General features: G+C 38.5%; 20 protein-coding genes. 10 read left to right on the top strand and 10 right to left on the bottom strand.

All coding sequences use genetic code 11. From position 1 onward, the window contains the following. Positions 1-14: 14 nt before the first annotated feature. The 4 genes from CXF85_RS03695 to recR all read left to right on the top strand — a co-directional run bounded on the left by CXF85_RS03695 (position 15) and on the right by recR (position 4779). Complete coding sequence (locus CXF85_RS03695; protein ID WP_101227157.1) at positions 15-788, top strand: sugar-binding protein; 774 nt, start codon at positions 15-17, stop codon at positions 786-788. Between the two features lie 113 nt (positions 789-901). After that, on the top strand, positions 902-1066 hold the full coding sequence (locus tag CXF85_RS23390; protein ID WP_157829019.1) for a tryptophan 7-halogenase: 165 nt from the start codon (positions 902-904) through the stop codon (positions 1064-1066). 245 nt (positions 1067-1311) lie between these two features. Next, positions 1312-3912 carry a glycoside hydrolase family 3 C-terminal domain-containing protein gene (locus CXF85_RS03690; RefSeq protein WP_198555477.1) on the top strand — a complete coding sequence of 867 codons (2601 nt, stop codon included), beginning with the start codon at positions 1312-1314 and terminating at the stop codon, positions 3910-3912. A 261-nt stretch (positions 3913-4173) separates the two neighbouring features. Beyond that, entirely contained in the window at positions 4174-4779 is a 606-nt protein-coding gene (recR, locus tag CXF85_RS03685) for a recombination mediator RecR (RefSeq protein ID WP_101227155.1), read from the top strand. A gap of 70 nt (positions 4780-4849) precedes the next feature. Here recR and CXF85_RS03680 read toward each other — a convergent pair whose 3' ends face one another. The 3 genes from CXF85_RS03680 to CXF85_RS03670 all read right to left on the bottom strand — a co-directional run bounded on the left by CXF85_RS03680 (position 4850) and on the right by CXF85_RS03670 (position 7095). Next, positions 4850-5248, bottom strand: a complete 399-nt coding sequence (locus CXF85_RS03680) for a stress response translation initiation inhibitor YciH (protein ID WP_101227154.1) — start codon at positions 5246-5248, stop codon at positions 4850-4852. Positions 5249-5419: 171 nt separating this feature from the next. Beyond that, on the bottom strand, positions 5420-6346 hold the full coding sequence (locus CXF85_RS03675) for an electron transfer flavoprotein subunit alpha/FixB family protein (protein ID WP_101227153.1): 927 nt from the start codon (positions 6344-6346) through the stop codon (positions 5420-5422). Further along, entirely contained in the window at positions 6343-7095 is a 753-nt protein-coding gene (locus CXF85_RS03670) for an electron transfer flavoprotein subunit beta/FixA family protein (protein WP_101227152.1), read from the bottom strand. The genes CXF85_RS03675 and CXF85_RS03670 overlap by 4 nt, the downstream gene beginning before the upstream one ends. 258 nt (positions 7096-7353) lie before the next feature. On the opposite strand from CXF85_RS03670, the gene CXF85_RS03665 reads away from it, so the two are divergent. Next, positions 7354-9015 (top strand): electron transfer flavoprotein-ubiquinone oxidoreductase, encoded by a 1662-nt coding sequence (locus CXF85_RS03665; RefSeq protein ID WP_101227151.1) that lies wholly within the window; start codon positions 7354-7356, stop codon positions 9013-9015. 143 nt (positions 9016-9158) lie between these two features. Here the strand turns inward: CXF85_RS03665 and CXF85_RS03660 are convergent, their stop codons facing one another. The 4 genes from CXF85_RS03660 to CXF85_RS03645 form a co-directional block, all read right to left on the bottom strand. Beyond that, entirely contained in the window at positions 9159-9965 is an 807-nt protein-coding gene (locus CXF85_RS03660) for a YggN family protein (RefSeq protein ID WP_101227150.1), read from the bottom strand. Positions 9966-9970: 5 nt separating this feature from the next. After that, positions 9971-11659: a DUF342 domain-containing protein gene (locus CXF85_RS03655; protein ID WP_101227149.1), complete on the bottom strand. Its 1689-nt coding sequence runs from the start codon at positions 11657-11659 to the stop codon at positions 9971-9973. Between the two features lie 100 nt (positions 11660-11759). Beyond that, a complete protein-coding gene (locus CXF85_RS03650) occupies positions 11760-12086 on the bottom strand; it encodes a hypothetical protein (protein ID WP_101227148.1) in 327 nt (108 codons plus the stop codon). Between the two features lie 154 nt (positions 12087-12240). Next, entirely contained in the window at positions 12241-13539 is a 1299-nt protein-coding gene (locus tag CXF85_RS03645; RefSeq protein ID WP_101227147.1) for a CinA family nicotinamide mononucleotide deamidase-related protein, read from the bottom strand. Positions 13540-13650: 111 nt separating this feature from the next. Between CXF85_RS03645 and CXF85_RS03640 the strand changes: the two genes are divergently transcribed. From CXF85_RS03640 to dapA, 3 genes are all read left to right on the top strand, one after another. Further along, a complete protein-coding gene (locus CXF85_RS03640) occupies positions 13651-14427 on the top strand; it encodes a DUF4097 family beta strand repeat-containing protein (protein ID WP_101227146.1) in 777 nt (258 codons plus the stop codon). A gap of 194 nt (positions 14428-14621) precedes the next feature. After that, a complete protein-coding gene (locus CXF85_RS03635) occupies positions 14622-15014 on the top strand; it encodes a hypothetical protein (protein ID WP_101227145.1) in 393 nt (130 codons plus the stop codon). Positions 15015-15078: 64 nt separating this feature from the next. Beyond that, a complete protein-coding gene (dapA, locus tag CXF85_RS03630; RefSeq protein WP_101227144.1) occupies positions 15079-16011 on the top strand; it encodes a 4-hydroxy-tetrahydrodipicolinate synthase in 933 nt (310 codons plus the stop codon). Between the two features lie 85 nt (positions 16012-16096). On the opposite strand, the gene CXF85_RS03625 is transcribed toward dapA, so the two are convergent. After that, on the bottom strand, positions 16097-17080 hold the full coding sequence (locus CXF85_RS03625) for a pseudouridine synthase family protein (RefSeq protein ID WP_101227143.1): 984 nt from the start codon (positions 17078-17080) through the stop codon (positions 16097-16099). A 124-nt stretch (positions 17081-17204) separates the two neighbouring features. Here CXF85_RS03625 and CXF85_RS03620 point away from each other — a divergent pair, with 124 nt between their 5' ends. Both CXF85_RS03620 and CXF85_RS03615 read left to right on the top strand, forming a co-directional pair. Continuing rightward, positions 17205-17543: a ribonuclease E inhibitor RraB gene (locus tag CXF85_RS03620; RefSeq protein WP_101227142.1), complete on the top strand. Its 339-nt coding sequence runs from the start codon at positions 17205-17207 to the stop codon at positions 17541-17543. Positions 17544-17646: 103 nt separating this feature from the next. Then, positions 17647-17862 (top strand): hypothetical protein, encoded by a 216-nt coding sequence (locus CXF85_RS03615; RefSeq protein WP_101227141.1) that lies wholly within the window; start codon positions 17647-17649, stop codon positions 17860-17862. 38 nt (positions 17863-17900) lie between these two features. Here the strand turns inward: CXF85_RS03615 and CXF85_RS03610 are convergent, their stop codons facing one another. Continuing rightward, on the bottom strand, positions 17901-18575 hold the full coding sequence (locus CXF85_RS03610) for a nitroreductase family protein (RefSeq protein WP_101227140.1): 675 nt from the start codon (positions 18573-18575) through the stop codon (positions 17901-17903). Between the two features lie 382 nt (positions 18576-18957). Next, complete coding sequence (gene purL / locus CXF85_RS03605; protein ID WP_442871857.1) at positions 18958-22917, bottom strand: phosphoribosylformylglycinamidine synthase; 3960 nt, start codon at positions 22915-22917, stop codon at positions 18958-18960. Between the last annotated feature and the right edge of the window lie 230 nt (positions 22918-23147).

The raw sequence follows: 23147 nt of genomic DNA, 5'->3' as shown, positions 1-23147 counted from the left end.
CAGGAAAGTAAACAATGTCTAACTATGTTAAAACCATCAGCACATTATTAATGCTAGTCGCACTTAATGCTACTGCACTAGAAGCGGTAAAATCACCAGAAAAAATTCAGATTGACGGCTTAGCCGATGAAGCGGGTTGGCGGCTAGCTACATGGCAGCCAATAGATAAACTCATTTTGGGCACACAACCTAGTGCTGAAGATTTTAGTGGACGCTTTAAAATAATGTGGGATGAAGCGCAGTTATATTTATTAGTGGAAATTACCGATGATATTTTATTTGATCAACATGCGGATCCACGTCATCTCTATTGGGATGATGACTGCTTGGAAATATTTATTGATGAAGATGGTTCAGGTGGTAATCATCAGTTTAACTATAATGCTTTTGCCTATCATGTTGCCTTGGATAACCAGTCGGTTGATATCGGCGAAAAAAATGCCGATGGCTCAGATAATTTTGTTTTATTAAATGATCATATTAGTAGTTCATGGCGACGCAGTGAAAAATCCCCTAATAAAGTTATTTGGGAATTGGCGATTCGTGTTTATGACGATAGTTTTTCTCTGAAAACGCCGAGTCAAACAAACAGGAAAAATAAAAAGTCCCAACCAGTAAAATTATCTTTGGGTAAAAAACTCGGTTTTATGCTGGCCTATTGTGATAACGATGGCAGTAAAGAGCGCGAACACTTTATTGGCTCAGTTGATATTAAAGCGGTAAATGGTAATAAGAATTTAGGTTATATCACAGCAGATGTTTTTCAAAAATTAACCTTGATTAAGTAGCTCAACGTAGGTCATACAACATGAAACCGGTACTTTTTGTAAAATAATTCAGAGTTCTGGCGTTATTGCCAAAATATGAAAGTCTCAGATAGCTTACAAGCCAAAATGGACGTATATCAGCTAACGGGCGAATTTTTCGTCAAGACAATAAACTCTTTACTGAAACCTCTTGGTTAGCGGTAATGCATGGTCAAGGGTTAATCCCGAGTGGTTATCATCCGTTAGTTGATGTTTTTCTTGAAGATGAAGTGGAACGCAGAGTGCAACACATCACTTAGTCATTCAAAAATCAAAAATCACTATGCCAATGCCAAAAAACTTTATTGCTAAGTACTGCAAGACATAGCCATAGATGAGTACTTATCTGAGTATTCAGCCAAGTAAATAAATGTTATCAACAAGAATATTTACTTGCTAAAGACATCAGTAAATATTATGTTATAACGACAAAATGAAAGCGCTTACATTTTGTCGTTAATCCCAAAATATGAAGTTAAAAGGTTAGTTAATGAAAGTAATGCTTATGAATACTAAACTAAAAAGTACATTAATAGTTTCCACTGTTTTGGCCTTAAGTACCGGTCTTGGTGCTTGTGTTAATGACAATAAAACTACTCCTGCCAGTAAGGGTGTCAAGCAAGTAGTTACGCAATCAGAAGATCGTCTCAAGACAGTAGAGCAAGATGTCGAAACGTTACTTGCAAAAATGACCTTAGCTGAAAAAGTCTCTTTGGCACATGCCAGTGGTAAGTTCCATGTTAATGCCATTGAACGCGTTGGCATTCCTGAAATGTGGTTGTCTGATGGCCCGCATGGTGTACGCCATCAAATAGAGCGTCATACGTGGGCATCGGCTGGATGGACCGATGATCATTCGACTTATTTACCTCATCTTACTTCAGTTGCCGCTAGTTGGGACCTTGAGATGGCTCGTTTGCACGGTCAGGTGTTGGGTGCTGAAGCACGTGACAGGAAAAAAGACTTTATCTTAGGTCCAGGTGTTAATTTAGCACGCCTACCTTTGTATGGCCGTAACTTTGAATATATGGGCGAAGACCCTATTTTGGCGGCAAAATTAGTGGTGCCGCAGATTAAAGCAATTCAAGCCAATGATGTTGCTGCAACGGTTAAACATTATGCGTTAAACACGCAAGAATTAAACCGAACGGGTGTCAATGCCAAGCCAGATGAACGCACATTAAGAGAAGTCTATTTACCAGCCTTTGAAGCGGCTGTTAAAGAAGGAGGCGTGCTTGGTATGATGGGTTCATACAATGAGTATTTTGGTACTAATGCGAATCAAAGTATGCATTTAGTTATGGATATACTAAAAGGAGAGTGGGGTTATCAAGGTGTGCTCCTTACTGATTGGCATGTTGATATTAATACCTATGATGCCGCAGTGAATGGCTTGGACTTAGAAATGGGTACCAATGTTGATGATTATCAAGACTATTTTTTGGCAAAACCTTTTTTAGAGATGATCCAAGCGGGAAAGATACCAGAATCTGTAGCCGATGAAAAAGCTAGACGTATTTTAAGAGTACAGCACAGCATTGGTATGTATGATGATAATCGTTTTCCAGGCGCTAGAAATACCAAAGCACATCAAGCGGCTGCACGTAAAATTGCTACTGAAGGCGTAGTGTTATTGAAAAATGATACCGTCGGCACCAAAGCTGTTTTGCCATTTGATAAAAAACAACTGAAAAATATACTGGTGCTTGGTCCTAATGCCGATAAAACACATGGCACGGGTGGTGGCTCTTCAGAAGTAAAATCTTTATATGAAGTGACGCCATTACAAGGCTTAAAATCAAAATTTGGTGAAGATGTTAATATTACTGTAATGAGAACTCGCAGTAGTGAATTAGCTGCTATTGCCAGTGATTATGTTGAGAGTCGTCATTGGACCGGTACTCCTGCTTGGAATGTATCCTACTTTAAAAAATCGCCCCGTGAAAATATAACGGATAAAGCTTGGATAGTTGATTCCAAGTTTAAAGCGAAAGACACGAGTATCACTCAGCACATCACTATGACGGCAAAGATCAAGCCGTTAACTACGGGCTTGCATCAATTAAATGTTGAGACCTTAGGTGATTTTCAATTAAAAATTAATAATGACACCGTCATTACTCACCAAGCTAGTGCTGAGCAAGTAAGTACCGCTGAGTTAACCCATGGTATCGAATTAAAGGCGGGTGAGTCTTACTCTTTTGAAATTCAATATGATGGTAATCAACATTTTATTTTAGGTTGGAATGCGCCGGGCGAGCTATTTGCTAGTGAAGCCGAGTATATTGCTGCAGCTAAAGAAGCCGATGCGGTTATCTATTTTGGCGGTTTGAGTCATGGTGATGATAGAGAATCAATTGATAGACCTGATATGAAGCTACCTAACTCACAAGATGAAATTATTAGTAAGTTGATTGCAGCTAATGAGAAAACGGTAGTATTCCTCGTTGCTGGCTCAGCTGTTGAAATGCCTTGGGCAGAGCAAGCTAATGCTATTGTTTGGGGTTGGTATGGCGGTATGGAAGCTGGTCATGCTTTTGCTGATATTTTAACGGGCGATGTTAACCCAAGTGGTAAAATGCCCATTACTTTACCAGTTCGTCTTGAAGATACCGCGCCGATAGCGTTAAATGATTATAACGCTACTGAAAGCTTATACACTGAAGGCGTATTCATCGGTTATCGTTGGTTTGAACAACAAAATATTAAACCTACTTTTGCTTTTGGTCATGGTCTTTCTTATACCCACTTTGCTTTAACTGATATTTCTTTATCAGCATCAAGTATCACAGCGGATGAAACCATTACCGTGACAGTAATGGTTAAGAATACCGGTAAAGTTGCTGGCGCTGAAGTGGTGCAATTATATCTACATGATGTTGAGTCTAGTGTTGATAGACCAGTAAAAGAACTGAAAGGTTTTGCTAAAGTCTTTTTAGCAGCAGGTGAAAGTAAAGAAGTCAGCATTTCACTTAACAAACGTGATTTATCTTTTTGGGATGTTAAAACCAATGATTGGCTTGCTGAAGATGGTGACTTTGAAGTATTGCTTGGCACCTCGCTTGATCAAATCAAACTTAAGGCAAGTTTTAACTACCAAAAGTAAATCTGAGTTCGCTAATGATGTTAGCGATTAACTCTACCGTTGAAAAGATACTCATGCAGCAAGCATTATTTGAAATACAGTGCTGAGTATCTTTACCTTAAACACCTCCAGAAATACTTTATGAGACGCCTTCTTAAACAGCATCTAGAGCACTTTTTACAAGCGTAATTTGACTGAGAATAAATGTTTTTAATAAGCACTACTATTTAGCGGTTAACTTGATTAAAATTACCCTTATATATTGAAACGTAGCTATTGTTTATGAAATTTAGTCCACTTGTACAAGAGTTAATTGATTCACTAAAATGTTTACCAGGTGTTGGCGCAAAGTCGGCGCAACGTATGGCATTTCAACTGCTTGAACGTAATCGTCGTGGTGGTAGTAAACTCGCCCATACCTTAGCAAAAGCGATGACTGATATTGGTCACTGTCAACAATGTCGTAATTTTACCGAAGAAGCTTTATGTGAGATTTGTCAATCGCCCAAACGTAAGATCGCGACTACTTTATGTATCGTGGAATCGCCAGGTGATGTTATTGCTATTGAGCAAACGGGAGAGTTTTCCGGTCGTTACTTTGTTTTGATGGGGCATTTATCTCCCATAGATGGCATAGGTCCGGATGATTTGGGATTAGATATTTTAGCTAGGCAATTTGCTACAGGTCAGTTTAGTGAGGTTATTTTAGCAACTAACCCTACAGTGGAAGGGGAGGCAACAGCACACTTTATTGCCGAGCTTGCTCAGCAGCATCAAGTTAATATCTCTAGAATTGCTCACGGTGTCCCTGTAGGGGGCGAATTAGAGTATGTTGATGGTAATACGTTATCTCATGCTTTATCAGGTAGAAAAAGTTACCTGATTTAGTTTATGGCTAACTTATATAGTGAGCTGTGCAGCTCGCTATATATTTAATACACTGCGGTCGATGGATGAGTTAACCGCCGGTAAACTTAACTTTAAAGCCTGCCTTTTCTAATACCTGTTGTATTACGTCTCGCTTGTCACCTTGAACCTCAATGGTTTCATCAACAACTGATCCACCGCTGCCGCAGGTTTTTTTAAGCTTTTTAGCTAACTCTTTTAATGCTTTATTATCGAGTCCTAAGCCACTAATAACAATAACACCTTTACCCTTTCGACCTTTAGTTTCACGTCGAACTCGAGCAAAACCATCACTTGCTGTTACATTTTTCTCTTTTTTCTGGCTAATGCGACCACTGTCGGTGGAATAAACGAGTGAGTCATCACTTACTGGCGCTGAGTTATCACGCTCAATAGGGGCTTTACCAAAAGCACTGGCTAAATCACTTAAACTAGAAAAACTATTTTTCATATATCACTCAATACTCTTAACTGTCAGTTTAACTATCACTATTAGCTAAACTCGTTACTCAAATTTTAGATAAAATAAAACCACGTCTTATTTTCATAAGCGTGGTTTTATTATACCAACAATACTTTGTGCTTAATACCACACGAAGTATTGTTTACTGTCTGAGCTAAACTAGAGCTTGCTTTCTAACTCTGGTAACGCATCAAATAAGTCAGCCACAATACCGTAATCAGCGACTTGGAATATTGGCGCTTCAGGGTCTTTATTGATAGCAACGATAACTTTTGAATCTTTCATACCTGCTAAATGCTGAATTGCACCACTAATACCTACGGCGATATATAAGTCAGGGGCAACAATTTTACCTGTTTGGCCAACTTGCATGTCGTTAGGAACGAAACCAGCATCAACAGCAGCACGAGATGCGCCAATAGCAGCACCAAGTTTGTCAGCAATACCGTCTAGTAATTTAAAGTTATCGCCATTTTGCATGCCACGACCACCAGAAATCACGACGCTTGCAGCGCCTAAATCAGGACGTGCAGATACCGTTAACTCATCACTTACATGACTTGAGATACCAGCATCTTTTACTGTATCTAAATTAACAATTTCAGCATTGCCATCTGTAGCAACGGCATCAAAGCCTGTGGTACGTACAGTGATAACTTTTTTGCTATCTAAACTTTGTACCGTTGCAATAGCGTTACCGGCATAGATAGGACGAACAAACGTATCACTACTTTCAACGTCAATAATGTCAGAAATTTGCGCAACATCTAATAAAGCAGCAACTCTAGGCATAAAGTTTTTGCCAGTAGTTAAGGCTGTAGCTAAAATATGTTCATAGTCAGCGGCTAATTCAGTCACTAATAAACTAACATTTTCAGCAAGTTGATGTTCATAAACAGCATTGTCAGCGACTAGTACTTTGCTTACGCCATTTACTTTTGATGCAGCATCAACAACATTTTGACAATTAAAACCTGTCACTAATAATGTTATGTCACCACCAATTTTTTGCGCGGCGCCTACTGTTTTTAGTGTCTCAGCTTTTAACGAGCTGTTGTCGTGTTCAGCAATTACTAAAATACTCATGAGATCACCTTGGCTTCATTCTTTAATTTTTCAACTAATTCATCAATACTTTCTACCACTATTCCAGCTTGGCGCTCTGCAGGTGGCGTTACTTTTAATAATTTAGTACGAGCTGTTAAATCAATGCCAAAATCTGCCGCCGGTCTTACTACTAATGGTTTACGTTTAGCTTTCATAATATTAGGTAATGAAGCGTAACGAGGTTCATTTAAGCGTAAATCAGTGGTCACAATAGCTGGTAGATTAAGTGCTACAGTTTGTAAGCCACCGTCTACTTCACGGGTAACATTAACTTTTTCGCCTTCAATTTTTACAACTGAAGCAAAAGTGCCTTGTGGCATGCCTGTTAATGCAGCGAGCATTTGACCTGTTTGGTTATTGTCACTGTCAATAGACTGTTTGCCTAAAATAACCAATTGCGGTTGTTCTTCATCAACAACTTTCTGTAATAATTTCGCTATATTTAGTGCGTCTAAACTTTCATCAGTTTCAATTTGTATGGCGCGATCTGCACCTAACGCTAATGCGGTACGTAATTGCTCTTGGCAAGACTTGTTACCAATAGAAATTGCAATTATCTCTGTTGCGATACCTGCTTCTTTTAAACGAACAGCTTCTTCAACGGCAATTTCACAAAAAGGGTTTATCGCCATTTTTGTATTGGCAAGATCTACATCTGAATGATCAGGTTTTACTCGAACTTTGACGTTATAGTCAATAACTCGTTTTATCGGAACTAGTACTTTCATCGTAGCCTCTGAAAAGGTTTGTTAATTTACAATAATAGCTAAAAGATACCTGTGCTTTACGTAAACGTCAACGTAATCTTGGTGAAAACTTTTAAACTAAGATACAATCTAAATAAATGCTTATAACAGTGTATTGCTTGGACATCTGTTGTAGGATACTATCAAACACTTGTTTGAATATCAAACGCATGTTTGAAATTTAGTATAGACTGTTAAAATATAAATTAAAATATAAATATAATCACACTGGGAGATCTTATGGAACGCGAATCGATGGAATTTGACGTAGTCATTGTTGGAGCAGGGCCTGCAGGTCTATCAACGGCTTGTCGTTTAATGCAATTAGCACAAGAGAAACAGCAAGAGTTAATGGTCTGTGTTGTTGAGAAGGGATCTGAAGTTGGCGCCCATATCCTTTCCGGTGCTGTGTTTGAACCAAGGTCTTTAAATGAATTATTTCCAGATTGGCAAGAGCGTAAAGCGCCGTTAACCACTCAGGTCACCAGTGATGATATTTACCTGTTGAATAGTGAAAATTCAGGTATCAAACTACCTAACTTCGCAGTACCAAAAACTATGCACAATGACGGTAATTATATCGTTAGTATGGGTAATGTTTGTCGTTGGTTAGCTGAACAAGCTGAACAGCTAGGTGTAGAGATTTTCCCCGGCTTCCCAGCACAAAGTGTTATTTATAATGATGACGGCAGTGTCGGTGGTGTCATTACTGGCGATATGGGGCTGGATGCACAAGGCAAAGAAAAAGACGGTTTTATGCCAGGTATGGAATTACGTGCTAAATACACCGTTTTTGCTGAAGGTTGTCGAGGTCATTTAGGCAAAGAGTTAATTGAAAAATTCAAGTTGGATGAGAAAAGTTCTCCACAACATTACGGTTTAGGTTTTAAAGAAATCTGGGATATTGATCCAGCAAAACATCAAGAAGGTTTAGTGGTACATACCGCAGGTTGGCCATTAGATAAAAACACTAACGGTGGTGGTTATCTTTATCATGCGGAAAACAACCAAGTGTTTGTTGGACTCATTGTCGATCTAAGTTATAGCAACCCGCATTTGAGCCCTTTTGATGAATTTCAACGTTATAAGCATCATCCTAAAATTAGTCAGTACCTAGAAGGTGGAAAACGTGTTTCGTATGGCGCACGTGCTATGGCTAAAGGTGGTTTTAATTCTTTACCTAAAATGACTATGCCAGGTGCCTTACTCGTTGGTTGTGACGCGGGTACGATTAACTTTGCCAAGATTAAAGGTAATCACACAGCCATGAAATCGGGCATGATTGCTGCTGAAGCTATCGCCCAAGCATTAATCGGTGGTGAAGCTATTGCTGAAGAGGGTAAGCAAGATTTAACCCAATTCACGCAACTTTATAAAGACTCTTGGTTATATGAAGAGTTATACAATACCCGTAATTTTGGCCCGGCAATGCATAAGTTTGGCACCATGTTAGGTGGCGCTTATAACACACTTGATCAAAACTTCTTTGCTGGTAAATTACCGTTTAACTTTAAAGATGACAGTTTAGACTATGCTCAATTAAAGCCAGCTGCTGAGATGCCGGTCATTAATTACAGCAAGCCTGACAATAAATTAAGCTTTGATAAACTCTCTTCAGTATTTTTGTCAAATACTAACCATGAAGAAGAGCAGCCTTGCCATTTAAAACTTAAAGACGCTGATATTCCAATTAAAGTGAATTTAACTAAATACAATGAACCTGCACAGCTTTATTGCCCTGCTGGCGTGTATGAGGTTGAAAAAACTGAAGAGGGCGATAAGTTTGTCATTAATGCGCAAAATTGTATTCATTGTAAAACTTGTGACATAAAAGATCCTAGTCAAAACATTACTTGGGTAACCCCAGAAGGCACGGGTGGACCAAACTACCCGAATATGTAATATGCGCTAATTCACTTATTTAATGTTGTATTTAAAAAGCCAAGGTATTCTGATGAATACCTTGGCTTTTTTATTTATAGCGGTCAAATAAATTGATCTGTAATAGCTAACTTAGCTACAACGTGTAAGTCTGGAGGGGATGACTAGTTAGAGGTTTCGATAAGGTTATAATCATTTAATGCCGGTATGGCCAGATGAAGCTCTGCTTCAAGCGCATCTAAATGGGTCAGTTCTTGACAAAAAATAGCTGCTTTCTTATCTAATGCCTTCGCTCTTTGTGCTACTTCTAATTCCAAACCTTTACTAAGTGTTGTTAGACGTTTATCAAAAGTGGTTATACGTGTTTCACCACCATATTCATGACTGTTATCCTCAGCTAGAATTGATTGTCCAACCGCCTCTAATATTGTGCCGATAGAGGTTGAGATAATGGTTTCAATTTCTTGTTCAAATTCGCCGGTAAACATTTCATCAAAGTCATTTAAGTCTTGTGGGGCAATATAATAATTATTAGCACTTTGATTAAAGCGTGCGCGTATCCGCCACTTCAGCTCATCAAATTTGGCTTGTACTTTTTGTTGTGAAGCACTATTTTCACCGGTTAAGCTGGCGACCACTTGGTTAACCGCTTTTAACCCAATATCAACACCCTCTATAGCAATAGATACTATTTCAGGTACTTGTCGGCGAATACCACCACTAAAGCTAGATAGTAGTTGCTGTTGCTCACTAGATAAGGAGATTTCTCTGCCTCGAATAAAAAGTTGCTTGGTATTATTTATTTGTACTTTAGTCTTACCTTTATCCACAATTCGGATGTGTTTAGGGTCAATAATGACCCCGTAATTAAGGTTGATAGAGCATTGTTGAGCATATACTTGTTGTGAGAAAGGTATAAGTAGCAGCGCCGAAACGCTATATTTTAGTCGTGATTTTTTAGCTAAAGCCATAGTATTTATGTGTTCACTATCGCATCAATCAGTACTTTTCGCTCTTTGTAGATCATTCTACTCGGACCATACTCACGTCGAGTTCTATCGTTGAAGTCACCGACAATTAACTCAACACCTTGGTAGAGCTTCTCAGTTGCTTCAATGTAAACACTTGTCATATAGTTTTGTAGATCACTTTCAAGCACTTCTTTCTCATTGAGTATTTTACCCATCTCATTAGCATGGTATTGGTAGGTTGGTACTATTTTGGCTAATAACTCAGGTTTTGCTTTTTCTTTTGGTAATTTTTTTAATTTATTGATGGCCGTTTTTAATTCGTTGGTTTTATCAGACTCTACTTTGAGTAGGTCTTCAATTTGGAGGATTTCATCTTTATATTTGAGTATTTTATGTTCAAAGTTAATTATTGTATTACTACCTGCTGTTGCGCCTATCATACCCGCATGAACAGAAGTGCCTGCTTTTGTGTATCCTCCAATGAGTTTTCCGTTCGCTTGCTCACTTTTTCCTATCCACAGTCGGCCATTTATATCTAAAATACTATGCAGTAATTGGTTTTCAATAAGGACATCTTTACCACAAGTGATTTGAGCGTATTGACTATATTTTGCATAAATACTACCTTTTGCACTGATATTCACACTCATGGTTATGTCGGTAATATGTGTTTTTTCAATATCATGTTTTCGGCCAATAATACCACCTGAAATTGTGATGTCGCCACCAGCATCAAGGGTTGCGGACTCAACAAAACCACCAACAGTAATATCACCTGAAGCAGTTACTCTCATACCTTCAGTAACATCGCCTTCAATAATAACACTGCCAGTAAAATTGATATTACCTGTAGAGACCGTGACATCTTTAATCTTATAAATTTCATCAACTTCCATACCGTTATTAATGAGTTTAGGTAAGCCAACTTTCTCAGAAACCAGGATGTTAGTATTTTTGGGACTTATATTGGTTCCTTCACCAGCGACGAGTTCAATATCATTACCGGGTTCTGGAGATAGGGGAGTAGCAGTAACAGTGTAACCTTGTACACCTTGCGTTAAAGGCACTTTTTTTGCGAGCGGATCGCCAACTTTGACACAGATGATATCGCCTAAATCACGCATGTCGACACTTCCATCTTCGCATTTTTTAGGCTGTAATATCCTTGTTTGTGCGCTTTCTACTAAAGGTTTTATTAAAGCATCTTTACCATTAACCGCTATTTTTCCTGAAGCAATTTGCATATCAACGGGACTATTAGGGGCTTCTCTTGCAGCAAGTTGTGCTAGCTGAATCAAATGCTCTTTACTAAAACCTTTTTTTACGCCTGCTTCTTGTGCTGCGGTTAATATAGCTTTTGCAGATAGGTGTTTACCCCCTTGAGCGCTAGTAATTTCGGCATTAGCACCCATTTCGTCTGATTCTATTGTTATATTAATTGTCGCATCCACGCGTTCAAGCACTTGGTAGCGAATAGTTCTACCGGTATTATTCTCTTGCAGAGGTTTTAAAACGTCATTTAACTCGGCGACAGCATTTTTAACATTACCATTATTAATACGAAGTTTTATAAATTCTGAAGCGTCAATTAGCTCTTGAATGCTCAAGGCTGAGATAGTCTCACCACCTTTGATCGGCTCTAAGACTAAATCAATATTATTTTTATTATTACAGACTAAACTGGCTTTGGTCATTGCAAAGGCTCCCCCTAACCGTTAAGTACTGCTGAGCCAAGTAACGGTAAGGTGCTGTTCTTTTTTATAATTATTATGTGTATGTAAGCTAGATATTCTGTTACATATAATGATTTTGATGAATTTTGATAAAGCTACTACTGCCTTCTTTAGAGTAATCTATTTTATACTCTATTCCATCAAGGGCTTGCACAAACAATAATGTCTTTTCTTCACCAAATAATTCAGCAGAGGAAATATCGACAATATCTTGGTAAGCTTTTTTGGCAATGGAGCGTTTTTCCGGAATAGCACCTTTATATACGCCTATGCCGCGATGGCTAACAATAACAACGGCTTTATCACCATTAACTATAAGTAAATCGAATTTTTTTACTTTATGAATTACCGTATTACGGCCACTTGTTATAAAATTTTTCTCTATCAAAATAAGCTCCTGATATAAATTTATCGTTTCTAGTTTTTATTAGTCTTAATATATAAATATTTACTAAACTAAGCAATGACTAAGCGTCGGGTTATCCGCTTATATTCTTATTCTAGTTCATAATTTTGTTAATGTTTTATCTATTCTATTAACTCTACTGATCAAAAAAGGCTCTTTCTAGGACATAGTTCGGTATCGTCGTTGAGTTTTGTTGATAACGACGAAGTAAATCTATGCCTATTGCCGCGACATACTGTTGAAATTGAACTCTTTTGTAAGGTAATAATAAGCATTGAGTTTGAATGTTATCAATACTACCCCAAGCGAACCACACGGTACCTACTGGTTTATTATCACAGCCACCATTAGGTCCCGCAATCCCTGAAACGGCAATGGTCAGGTCTGCGCTAGATTTTTGTAGTGAGCCTTTTGCCATCGCAATAACGACAGCTTCACTTACCGCCCCATATTGTTCAAAAAGCCTAGTGGGTACATCCAACATTGCGGTCTTCATTTCGTTGCTGTAGGTGACAAAACCGGCTTCAAAACTTAACGATGAACCACTCACTTCGGTCAACTTGCTAGCAATTAGGCCGCCGGTACATGACTCCGCAGTAGTTACTTTAAGGTTAAGCTGCTGCAGTTGGTTTAAAAGGTGATCTGCAATTGACCTAGGTTTTCCTTGAATTTCAGCGATTAAGTGATCACCAAGCACTCTAGTTAGCTTCTTTTTCCATAGGGATTTAAGTGCTAAGCCTTGCTTAGTTGTAATGGTTAATTTGACTTCAAGTAACGGCATTCCTGCACGAAAGCCTAATTCAATTTCTGTAGGCCATTCGGATAGTTGCTCATCAATTATTTTTTGTAAACTTGACTCGCCAAGACCAAATACCTGTAAGCGTGTAATGTCTGTGGTCACATCTAGCGGTAAATCCTCAGAGATCGCTGGTATGATTTGTTCTCGAAGCATTGTTTTTAGCTCATGAGGAACACCTGGAGTACAATAAATATCGCAATCTTGATATCGCACTGAAAAGCCAACAGCACTACCGCTTCTATTTTCTATTATTTGGCAACCTTCTGGTAATACGGTCTGCTTTAAATTGGGAGCATTTAACTCTGCGCCTCGTTGTTGACACCAACGTGTTAAATGATCAAGAGCTTGTGAGTGTTGGCTTAACTCTTTTCCTATGGCAAGAGCGAGCGCTTGTGCAGTTAAGTCATCTACCGTTGGTCCTAGGCCGCCATTAATAATTAGAATGTCGCTTGTACTTGCCATATACGTTATTTCACTGACAAGTAGTGCTAAATCATCGGCGACAGTTACCTTGCGATTAATACCAAGACCAATGTCTTTTAATACTTGTGCCATCATGGCTGAATTACTGTCAACAATATCTCCAGTCATCAATTCATTACCAGTTAATAACAACTGTACTTTTGGAACTGACATCGTTCACTTTCCTAAAATTTTTTAATTGTCGATAAATTTAAACCTTTTTGCCTAAACTTACATCTAATTTTTTTGTGAAGGTAGCAATAATTAAAATATAGGGAAGAACCAATGAGTAAAGTAATTAAAAACAGTCTGTTAAGTTTAGTGGTGTTCACATCATTTAATTTACTTAGCTTGCAAGCATCAGCACAAATTAATGAAGAAATAGAACGATCTTTTGCGGTAGTAAGCCAAAGTGATTTTAGCCTAAATAACATTAACGGCACTGTCACCATTAATAGTTGGCAGGAAAGTAATATAAAAGTGCTGGCAAATATTAGCGCCCAAACGCAAGAGTCTCGTGATGACATGACCATTAATATGGCTCAGCACGGACAAAAAGTAACAGTCAGTACTGATTATAAAGAAAATGGCTATCGCCAAAATAAGCAGTCGGCTAAAGTTGATTATCAAGTATGGCTGCCTGCAGATTCCAACCTATCTGATATCGAACTTATTAACGGTAGTTTGATTATTAGGGATATCAGCGGAAAAGTTGAAGCACAAGTGGTTAATGGATCGATCAAGGCGAGCGGGTTAAGTGGTAATAGCGCTATAAGCTCTGTTAATGGTAGTGTCGATGTTATCTATAACCTAGATTCTACTAATGTTAATAACATCGAAGTTGAAACCGTGAATGGTAGTATTAAATTGTACCTTCCTGAAACTATAAATGCTGATATTACCGCAGATACTATGCATGGGAATATTAACACTGCTTTTGATTTGGAATCTAAAAAGAATAGCTTTTTTGGTCGTAACCTACGTGGAAAAATTGGTAGTGGCGGCAGTCAAGTTAATTTAGATAGTGTTAATGGCAGTATAAATGTGTTGAAAAGTGAATAGAAAATGACGGGAGTTTACTAGTAATAGCTAATGATAAGTCCTGATAACTAGAATATCTTTTCATATAGCCAGTTTTTACATTAAAATAACCACAAGCTTATTAATAAAGTTTGTGGTTTTTTTATGACTAATCGGTTTGATATAAGTCATAACTTATAATTATCATTCCACATGGCAAAACTTAAGGAAAAACAATGGTGAGTAAATCTAGTTACCCTCGAGCGTTACTTTTTGGCCGCTGGTTTCGAAATGATATTGATGAACAAGGTAATGAAACCATTGAATACGCTGAACTTAGTATTGATGGTAGTTTTGAGTTTACCTTTATAACCCTAGGCATAAAGGGGGAGATTATTGAACAAATCACCGAGTTAGGTGATTGGGGGCTAGTGGGTGATATTCATTTTACTATCACTAAAAATGAACTTATTAATGATGAACTCTATGCTGCAGACTTAAACAATGATGATAACTATCAAGCATATACGGTGTTAGCGTTGGATCATCAACAATTCCATTATCAACATAGGCTAACGAATGAAGAATATATCATGAGACGGGTTGTTGATACCCCCGGTCATTGTTAGAATGTTCGACAAGAATTTACCGTTTTTCCTTATTGAAGTTAAATAAAAGAATTAGAGATAGTTAATGAAGCGATTAAAAGCAGCAAGTTTAATTACCGCAGTAAAAACTCCTTATACTGAAAAAGGAGAGGTTTGTTTAAAAACGTATGATTTCTTAATAAAACAACAAATTGCTGCTGGCGTAGACGGCATAGTCGTTGGTGGTACTACCGGTGAAGGGCATTTACTTAGCTGGGAAGAGCATTTAATGCTCATTGCTCATTGTGTACATAATTTTGGTGAACAGCTCATTATTGTGGGTAACACGGGCAGTAATAATACGCGCGAAGCAATAAAAGCTACCGAAAATGGTTTTGCCATAGGTATGGATGCAGCACTACAAATCAACCCTTATTATGGTCGTACATCACTTAAAGGTGTTAGCGAGCACTTTAAGCGCGTGCTAGATATTGGTCCTGCTTTTATCTATAACGTACCAGGTAGAACGGGACAAGATTTAACACCAGCAGTGATTGAGCCTTTATCAACCCATAAAAACTTTATCGGCGTGAAAGAATGTTCAGGTAATGAGCGCATTGCTTATTATGAAAAACAAGGTATTGCTTGTTGGTCAGGTGATGACGAGGGGTGCTATGTGGGTCGTCACGCACATGGGTCTCACGGTGTTATTTCTGTTACCTCTAATATTATCCCTGGTTTAATGCGCAAATTAATGGATAAAGATTATTCGGTAAGTGAGTTAGAAGAAACAGCTAAGTTGAATGATAGTTTACAGGGGTTGATGAACTGGCTATTTTGTGAGCCTAACCCTATTGCCATCAACACCGCTTTGATAATGACAGATGCAGTGCCTAATAACTTCCGCTTACCTTATTTAGCGCTGACTCTAGAGCAACGTCAAGTTGGTTTTGAATTATTAAAAGCAGTAGCAACAAAAGATTTGGTTGGCGATAAGTTATCTCTACTTGAAGATAGTGACTTTAACTACTGTATTTAGCCTTTTAATTACGCGCTTTTCTCCTTTATGAATAATTTATAAAGTAGGTTATAAAGTGCGTTTATAAATAAGCTTATCTATAAATTTAAAGCCTCAGTGATAACTGGGGCTTTAATGTTTCTGGTAACTCAAAAAAACGTTCTTGTTCAATGACAGGCTTATCACTTGCTGGCGTAACTTCAGTTGTCAGTGGGCAAATAAAACGTAAACTAACCGCACACAACTGCAAATTACACTGCTCATTTATATCTGCCACACCATGTAATCTATCTCCAACTACAGGCATACCAATACTTGCCGCGTGCAGTCGTATCTGATGCTTTCTGCCACTGTCTATCTTTACTTTAATTAGCGAACGATCTGTACCGTTATCATAGGCCAAGCAAGTAAAAGTACTACGGGCACTTTTTCCATCAACGTCACAGTCAATAACTTCTGGCTGAGGCCTTTCATTATGATTGCCATGGACAATGATGTGATAATGTTTTTCTAGTTGATGAAATTCAAACATATGGGACAAGGCTCTTGCTGCTGTTTTACTGTGGGCAACAATAATTAAGCCCGTCGCTGCTCTATCTAATCGATGCACAATAAAAGCTGGACGTTCATTAGGTAAGTTTTGCTGAGCGAAACGAGCGATGGTGCAATGGTCACTCCATTTAGAGCCTTGTGATAACATACCGTAGGGTTTGTACCAAACACTGTAATCAATTAAATCGGCAATTAATAATGCTTGTGGAACAGGTGCTGAGAGTACAGCTTTATTGAAATAAAAGTGCAGTTCATCACCTACTAACAACTGTTTTTTTACTCGACGCAGTCGTTGTGTTTGTTTCTTATTTTTAGCGGGCGTTAACCATAATGCACCTTTGCTTATTGCTTGCTTTAATTCAGCTTTTGACAACGAAATATTTTGCTCATTAGCATAACTGACTAATAAGGTAATGGCAGTACAGTTTGCTTGTTCAGAGACATTTTTATCTGTGATAATAATATGCCATTCAAACTTTTCATGGCTTTGAGTTGGGCTTTGACCTTGCGTGTCTGAATAGGTTTGATCTACAGGCATATTTCAAATGAGTAACGTGGACTTTGTCGTTATTTTACTAGGTTTATTCACTTAGCAAAGCTAAAATATCGAAATGAGGATAATAATCCTAAATAATATTAAATATAAATAAATGAGAGTAACTATGACACGTGATTTAGCGCTTTACCCGGATGATGAAATTGGCAACACCCTTTGGCAGATGCAAGAAAGTGGGGAAGATTTAATAAATGAGCGTGAAATTGAATTCTCAGTATTATTTCCAGAACAGGAACTCGCGCTTAAGTTCGGTCAGTTATTATTAGAAAACAATCAAAAACTGTCTTTTACTCCATCAGAAGCACATGCCGATTTACCCTGGGAAATTACTGCTTACCCACAAATGCCGGTGAGCTATGAAAATATTAGCAGTTACCAAGAGCTGTTAGAGTCAAGCGCTGCGCCTTTAAAAGGTCAATTTGATGGTGTTTATTTTGTTGGCTAATGCCAATGCAAGATGAATGAAAAATGAAGTCACACTCTATAGGTGTGGCTTCATTATTAATGACTTCACTTTAGTGAGCTCCTATTAGTAAGTAATAAAGATTATGAATATTGATATTAAACAATTCGCCGCGTTACAAAAGGCAAGTAAAGAATCATTCTTTAAGCAACAAAAGTTACTTAAACAAGTTATGTCAGGGAAAACTGTGCCGTGTAGTACTTGCAAGCAACCATTAACCCTTTATACGCCAGAGCAAGGTGAGCTTACGGGTATTCGCTGCGCAAAAGGTTGCACCGATATAGCATTAGATTTTGCCTAGTTAAGGCTATCTATTACTCTATAAGTGCTTATTCTCTCTTATAGAAAAGTAGCTATATCGGCTAAGCTCTTTTTCACCTGCGCATGTGCAGGAACAGTAGCATCTTTACTCGGGTAACCGGCAATAAGTAACATATAAGCACGCTCATTATCACCACGTTGACAAACCTTGTTTAAAAAAGACATAGGTTTTGGTGTATGCGTTAAAGTGACCAAGCCAGCATTATGCAGTGCGGTAATCAATATTCCTGTGGCAATACCAACTGACTCATGTACGTAATAATTAGTATTTTTATCATCTTCAGTAATACCGCCTTTCTTTTGACTAAAAATAGCGATCAACCAAGGTGCATGCTCTAAATAGGGTTTGTTAGCATCAGTCCCTAAATCTTTTAAAGCACCAAGCCACTCTTCTCCTGCACGACCTTCATAAAAACCTCGTTCGTGAAATTCAGCTTGCTCTCTAATTTGTTTCTTTATATCGGCAGAGTTAACCGCAACAAAATGCCAAGGCTGATGATTCGCACCACTGGGTGCTGTTCCTGCGGCTTTTAAACAGTTTTCAATAACTTGTTTATCAACGGCTCTATTACTAAAGCTACGTACAGAATGACGACGTTTTACGACATCATAAAAATCTTGTGATCGGGTAAGCATTTCTTTTTTGGGATACTCAATGAAATCTGATAAGGGAGAGCTGTCATGTTCTTGCATGGATGAGATCCTTTTATTCTTGTTATTGATTAAATCGGCTTGTGGTAACAATATTTTAACATTGAAAAAAAGGCAATAAAAAACCGACAACTTGTGTCGGTTTTTATGCTCATTAAATTAATAAGTAAAAACTTACCAATCAATGTCCTTGAAGCTAGTTAAGCTAAGTTAGCGGAAAAAGCACGGAGCTGATGACTGTTATTCAATGGCATTATGAAAATGACAGGCAATAAAAAACCGGTAAATCTCTTAACAGAAACTTTCCGGTTTTATTTTATTGTTTATCTTGCCGCAGGTTAGGTCTAGTTCGAGGAGGTAGCGCGGAGTTGACGCTAGTCAATGAGCACTTCCGACAACGAAATCGACCTTATCAGCAAAAAGATTAGCCAATAAAGGCACGAGCGTTACGGAACATGCGAACCCAAGGTGAATCTTCACCCCAGCTATCTGGATGCCATGAGTTAGCAACCGTTCTAAATACACGCTCAGGATGTGGCATCATAATCGTTACACGACCATCAGTGCTTGTTAATGCCGTTATACCATCAACAGAGCCGTTAGGGTTCGCTGGGTATGTTTCAGTCACATCACCGTAGTTATTAATGTAACGCATTGATACCGTACCTGAGTTATTCGCAGCATCGATTGCTTCATCAGAGCTAAATTCAGTGTGACCTTCACCATGTGAAACAGCGATTGGCATACGTGAACCAGCCATGCCTTTAAACAATACCGATGGGCTTTCTTGAATTTCAACTAATGAGAAACGTGCTTCAAAACGTTCAGATTTGTTTTGTACAAAACGAGGCCAATGTTCAGAGCCAGGGATGATGTCTTTTAAGTTAGACAACATTTGACAACCGTTACACACACCTAGCGTGAAAGTAGTGTCACGTTCAAAGAATGTTTTGAACATTTCACGTGCGTTGGCATTAAATAAGATTGATTTTGCCCAACCTTCACCAGCACCTAAAACATCACCGTAAGAGAAACCACCACAGGCAACTAAGCCATTAAAATCAGCTAAATCAGTACGACCAGATAAAATATCAGACATATGAACGTCAACAGCAACAAAACCAGCTCTATCGAACGCTGCTGCCATTTCAACGTGTGAGTTAACACCTTGCTCACGTAAAATAGCAACACGTGGGTTAGTTATACCATTTGCAGAGTTCTGTGCATCTTTTACGATTAAATCTGCAACAATGTCTTCGTTGATATCAAAAGTAAGCTCAGTGTTTAAGCCTGGATCTTCAGTATCAAATTTAACATCATGTTCTTGTTGTGCACATTCTGGATTATCACGAAGTGACTGCATTCTGTAAGTTGTTTGTGCCCAAACAGTACGGTAATAAGTACGAGAGTTCTCTAGTACAACGTCACCATCACGAGTGAAACGAATAGTATCTTCGTTGTTAAGGTTACCAATGTCAGTGCAGTAATCAAGTACACCGTGCTCTGCTAGAATAGTGTTAATTGCTTCAACGTCGCTTGCACGTACTTGAATAACACCACCTAACTCTTCATTAAATAGCGTTGCTAAATCATCACTTGCACCGTTTGAAATCTTACTGATGTCAATATCAACACCGGTATGACCAGCAAAAGCCATTTCAGTAACCGTAGTAAATAAACCACCGTCTGAAATATCATGGTAAGCAATCACTTTTTCAGCGCGAACAAGTGTCTGCATCGCGTTAAAGAAGCCTTTTAAGGTTTCTGCACTATCAACATCAGGTGTTTCACTACCAAGCTGTTTGTAAACTTGCGCTAAACAAGAACCACCTAAACGTTTTTTACCTTGAGATAAGTCGATAGCAATAAGGCGAGTATCGCCTTTATCGGTTCTTAGCTCTGGTGTAACTGTTTTACGAATATCTTCAACAACACCAAATGCAGTGATAATTAAAGACATCGGAGACGTTACAGACTTTTCTGTACCGTTCTCATCCCATTTAGTTTTCATCGACATAGAGTCTTTGCCAACAGGAATAGTTAAACCAAGGGCTGGGCAAAGCTCTTCACCGATCGCTTTAACTGCTTCGTAAAGACCTGCATCTTCACCAGGGTGACCTGCTGGAGACATCCAGTTAGCTGAAAGCTTAATACGGTTTAAATCACCGATATCAGTACCGGCAATGTTAGTTAGTGATTCAGCTACTGCTAAACGAGCAGAAGCGCCAAAGTTTAATAAAGCAACAGGTGTACGTTCACCTAATGACATTGCTTCGCCGTGGTATGAATCAAGTGCAGATGCAGTAACACCACAATCGGCTACAGGAACCTGCCAAGGACCAACCATTTGGTCGCGGTTAACCATACCTGTTACGCTTCGATCACCAATAGTAATTAAGAAGGTTTTTTCTGCAACAGTCGGTAGACTTAAAATTCTATCTGCAGCATCGGTTAATGTTACAGTGCTTAAATCTAAAGAATCACCTTCAGCTGTTGCTGTTTTAACGTCTTTATAAATTTTAGGTGTTTTACCTAATAATACGTCAAGTGGTAAATCAATTGGTGTATTTAATTTTTCATCGTTAGCGAAATGTTCATCAGTAACGGTTAAGTGTAATTCTTCAGTCGCACGACCTACAACAGCATAGGGTGCACGTTCACGGGCACATATTTGTTCAAAAACAGCTAAATTCTTGTCTGATACGGCAATAACATAGCGCTCTTGAGATTCGTTACACCAGATTTCATGAGGCGCCATGCTGCGCTCGTCATTTGGTACTTTACGAAGTTCGAATACACCACCACGGCCGCCATCAGCAACTAATTCAGGGAAAGCATTAGATAAACCACCAGCGCCAACATCATGAATGAAAGCAATTGGGTTCTCTTCTCCTAGCTGCCAACACTTATCGATAACTTCCTGACAACGACGTTCCATCTCTGGATTCTCACGTTGCACTGAAGCAAAATCTAAGCTTTCAGCTGATTGACCTGAAGCCATTGATGAAGCAGCACCGCCACCTAAACCAATGTTCATTGCTGGACCACCTAAAGCGATAAGGTTAGCGCCAACGATGATCTCACGTTTTTGCACATGCTCATCACGAATGTTACCTAAACCACCAGCAAGCATAATTGGCTTGTGGTAACCACGTACTTCTTTTCCGTTAAACGAGTTAACTTCTTCTTCATACGTACGGAAGTAACCTAAGATAGCTGGGCGACCAAATTCATTGTTAAATGCTGCGCCACCTAATGGACCTTCCATCATGATATCAAAAGCAGTAACTATACGGCTTGGCTTACCAAAGTCAGTTTCCCAAGGTTGTACGAAGTCAGGAATACGCAAGTTAGATACAGAGAAACCCACTAAACCCGCTTTTGGTTTAGAACCAATACCGGTTGCGCCTTCATCACGAATTTCACCACCAGAGCCTGTTGCAGCACCAGGGTATGGAGAAATTGCCGTAGGGTGGTTATGGGTTTCAACTTTCATCAATATTTGAATGTCTTCATGGTTGTAACCATAAACATTCGTTTCAGGGTTAGGGAAGAAACGTCCACCTTTATTACCTACCATTACAGCAGCATTATCTTTATAAGCGCTTAGTACGTAATCAGGGTTGATTTCGTGGGTATTACGGATCATTTTAAACAAAGATTTTTCTTGTTTAACGCCGTCAATTGTCCAGTCTGCGTTGAATATTTTATGACGACAATGCTCTGAGTTTGCTTGAGCAAACATGTAAAGCTCAATATCGTGTGGATTACGGCCCAGTTTAGTGAAGTTTTCAAATAAGTAATTCACTTCATCTACTGCTAAGGCTAAACCTAATTCAATGTTAGCGTTAACTAGTGCTTCTTTTCCGCCATTTTCGATATCAATAGCCGTTAATTTAGCTGGCTCACTGCTAGCAAACAGCAAACTTGCCTGATCAAAGTCATTAAAAATACTTTCCATCATGCGGTCGTGTAATAAAGCGTTTAATTGTACTTCTTGCTCAGTGCTTAATTGTGCATCGCTATTTAATGATACGTAATACGCAATACCGCGCTCTAAACGAACCACTTTAGCTAAACCACAGTTATGCGCTATATCGGTAGATTTTGATGACCAAGGGGAAATAGTACCCGGACGAGGAGTCACTAATAAGAACGAACCAGTAGGTTGATGCTCTTCAATTGTTGGACCGTAAGTAAGTAATTGCTGTAAAACATTCTCTTCGCTTGTACTTAACTCTTCATTAAGTTGAGCGAAATGGGCAAATTCAGCATAAATATCATTTACTGGCAGTTGTAACTGTTCACATTGAGCTAATAGTTTTTTAACTCTAAAGTCAGAAAGTGCTGGAGCGCCACGAAGGTTTTTAATCAACATCGTCATAGGGTAATCACCAAGTTTTATGTAAGGCTTTGATTGGCTTTTAATTGCTAAATTTGCATAGTAAAAGCTAACCGAAAATTTCGCGCATATTATAGTTGAAAATAACGCTTTTGTTAACGGAAAAAATGAAGTAATAACTTGACAGAATGGTCAGGTAAAAAGTACTTGGCTAATAGATCAATACACGACACAATTGAGGACATGACAAAATATTTATCTTTTTCAATAAA

This window comes from Colwellia sp. 75C3, from assembly GCF_002836255.1.
In the GTDB taxonomy this organism is placed as follows: domain Bacteria; phylum Pseudomonadota; class Gammaproteobacteria; order Enterobacterales; family Alteromonadaceae; genus Colwellia.
The sequence above is the reverse complement of the archived record's forward strand: the minus strand, read 5'-3'. Positions and strand labels throughout refer to the sequence as shown.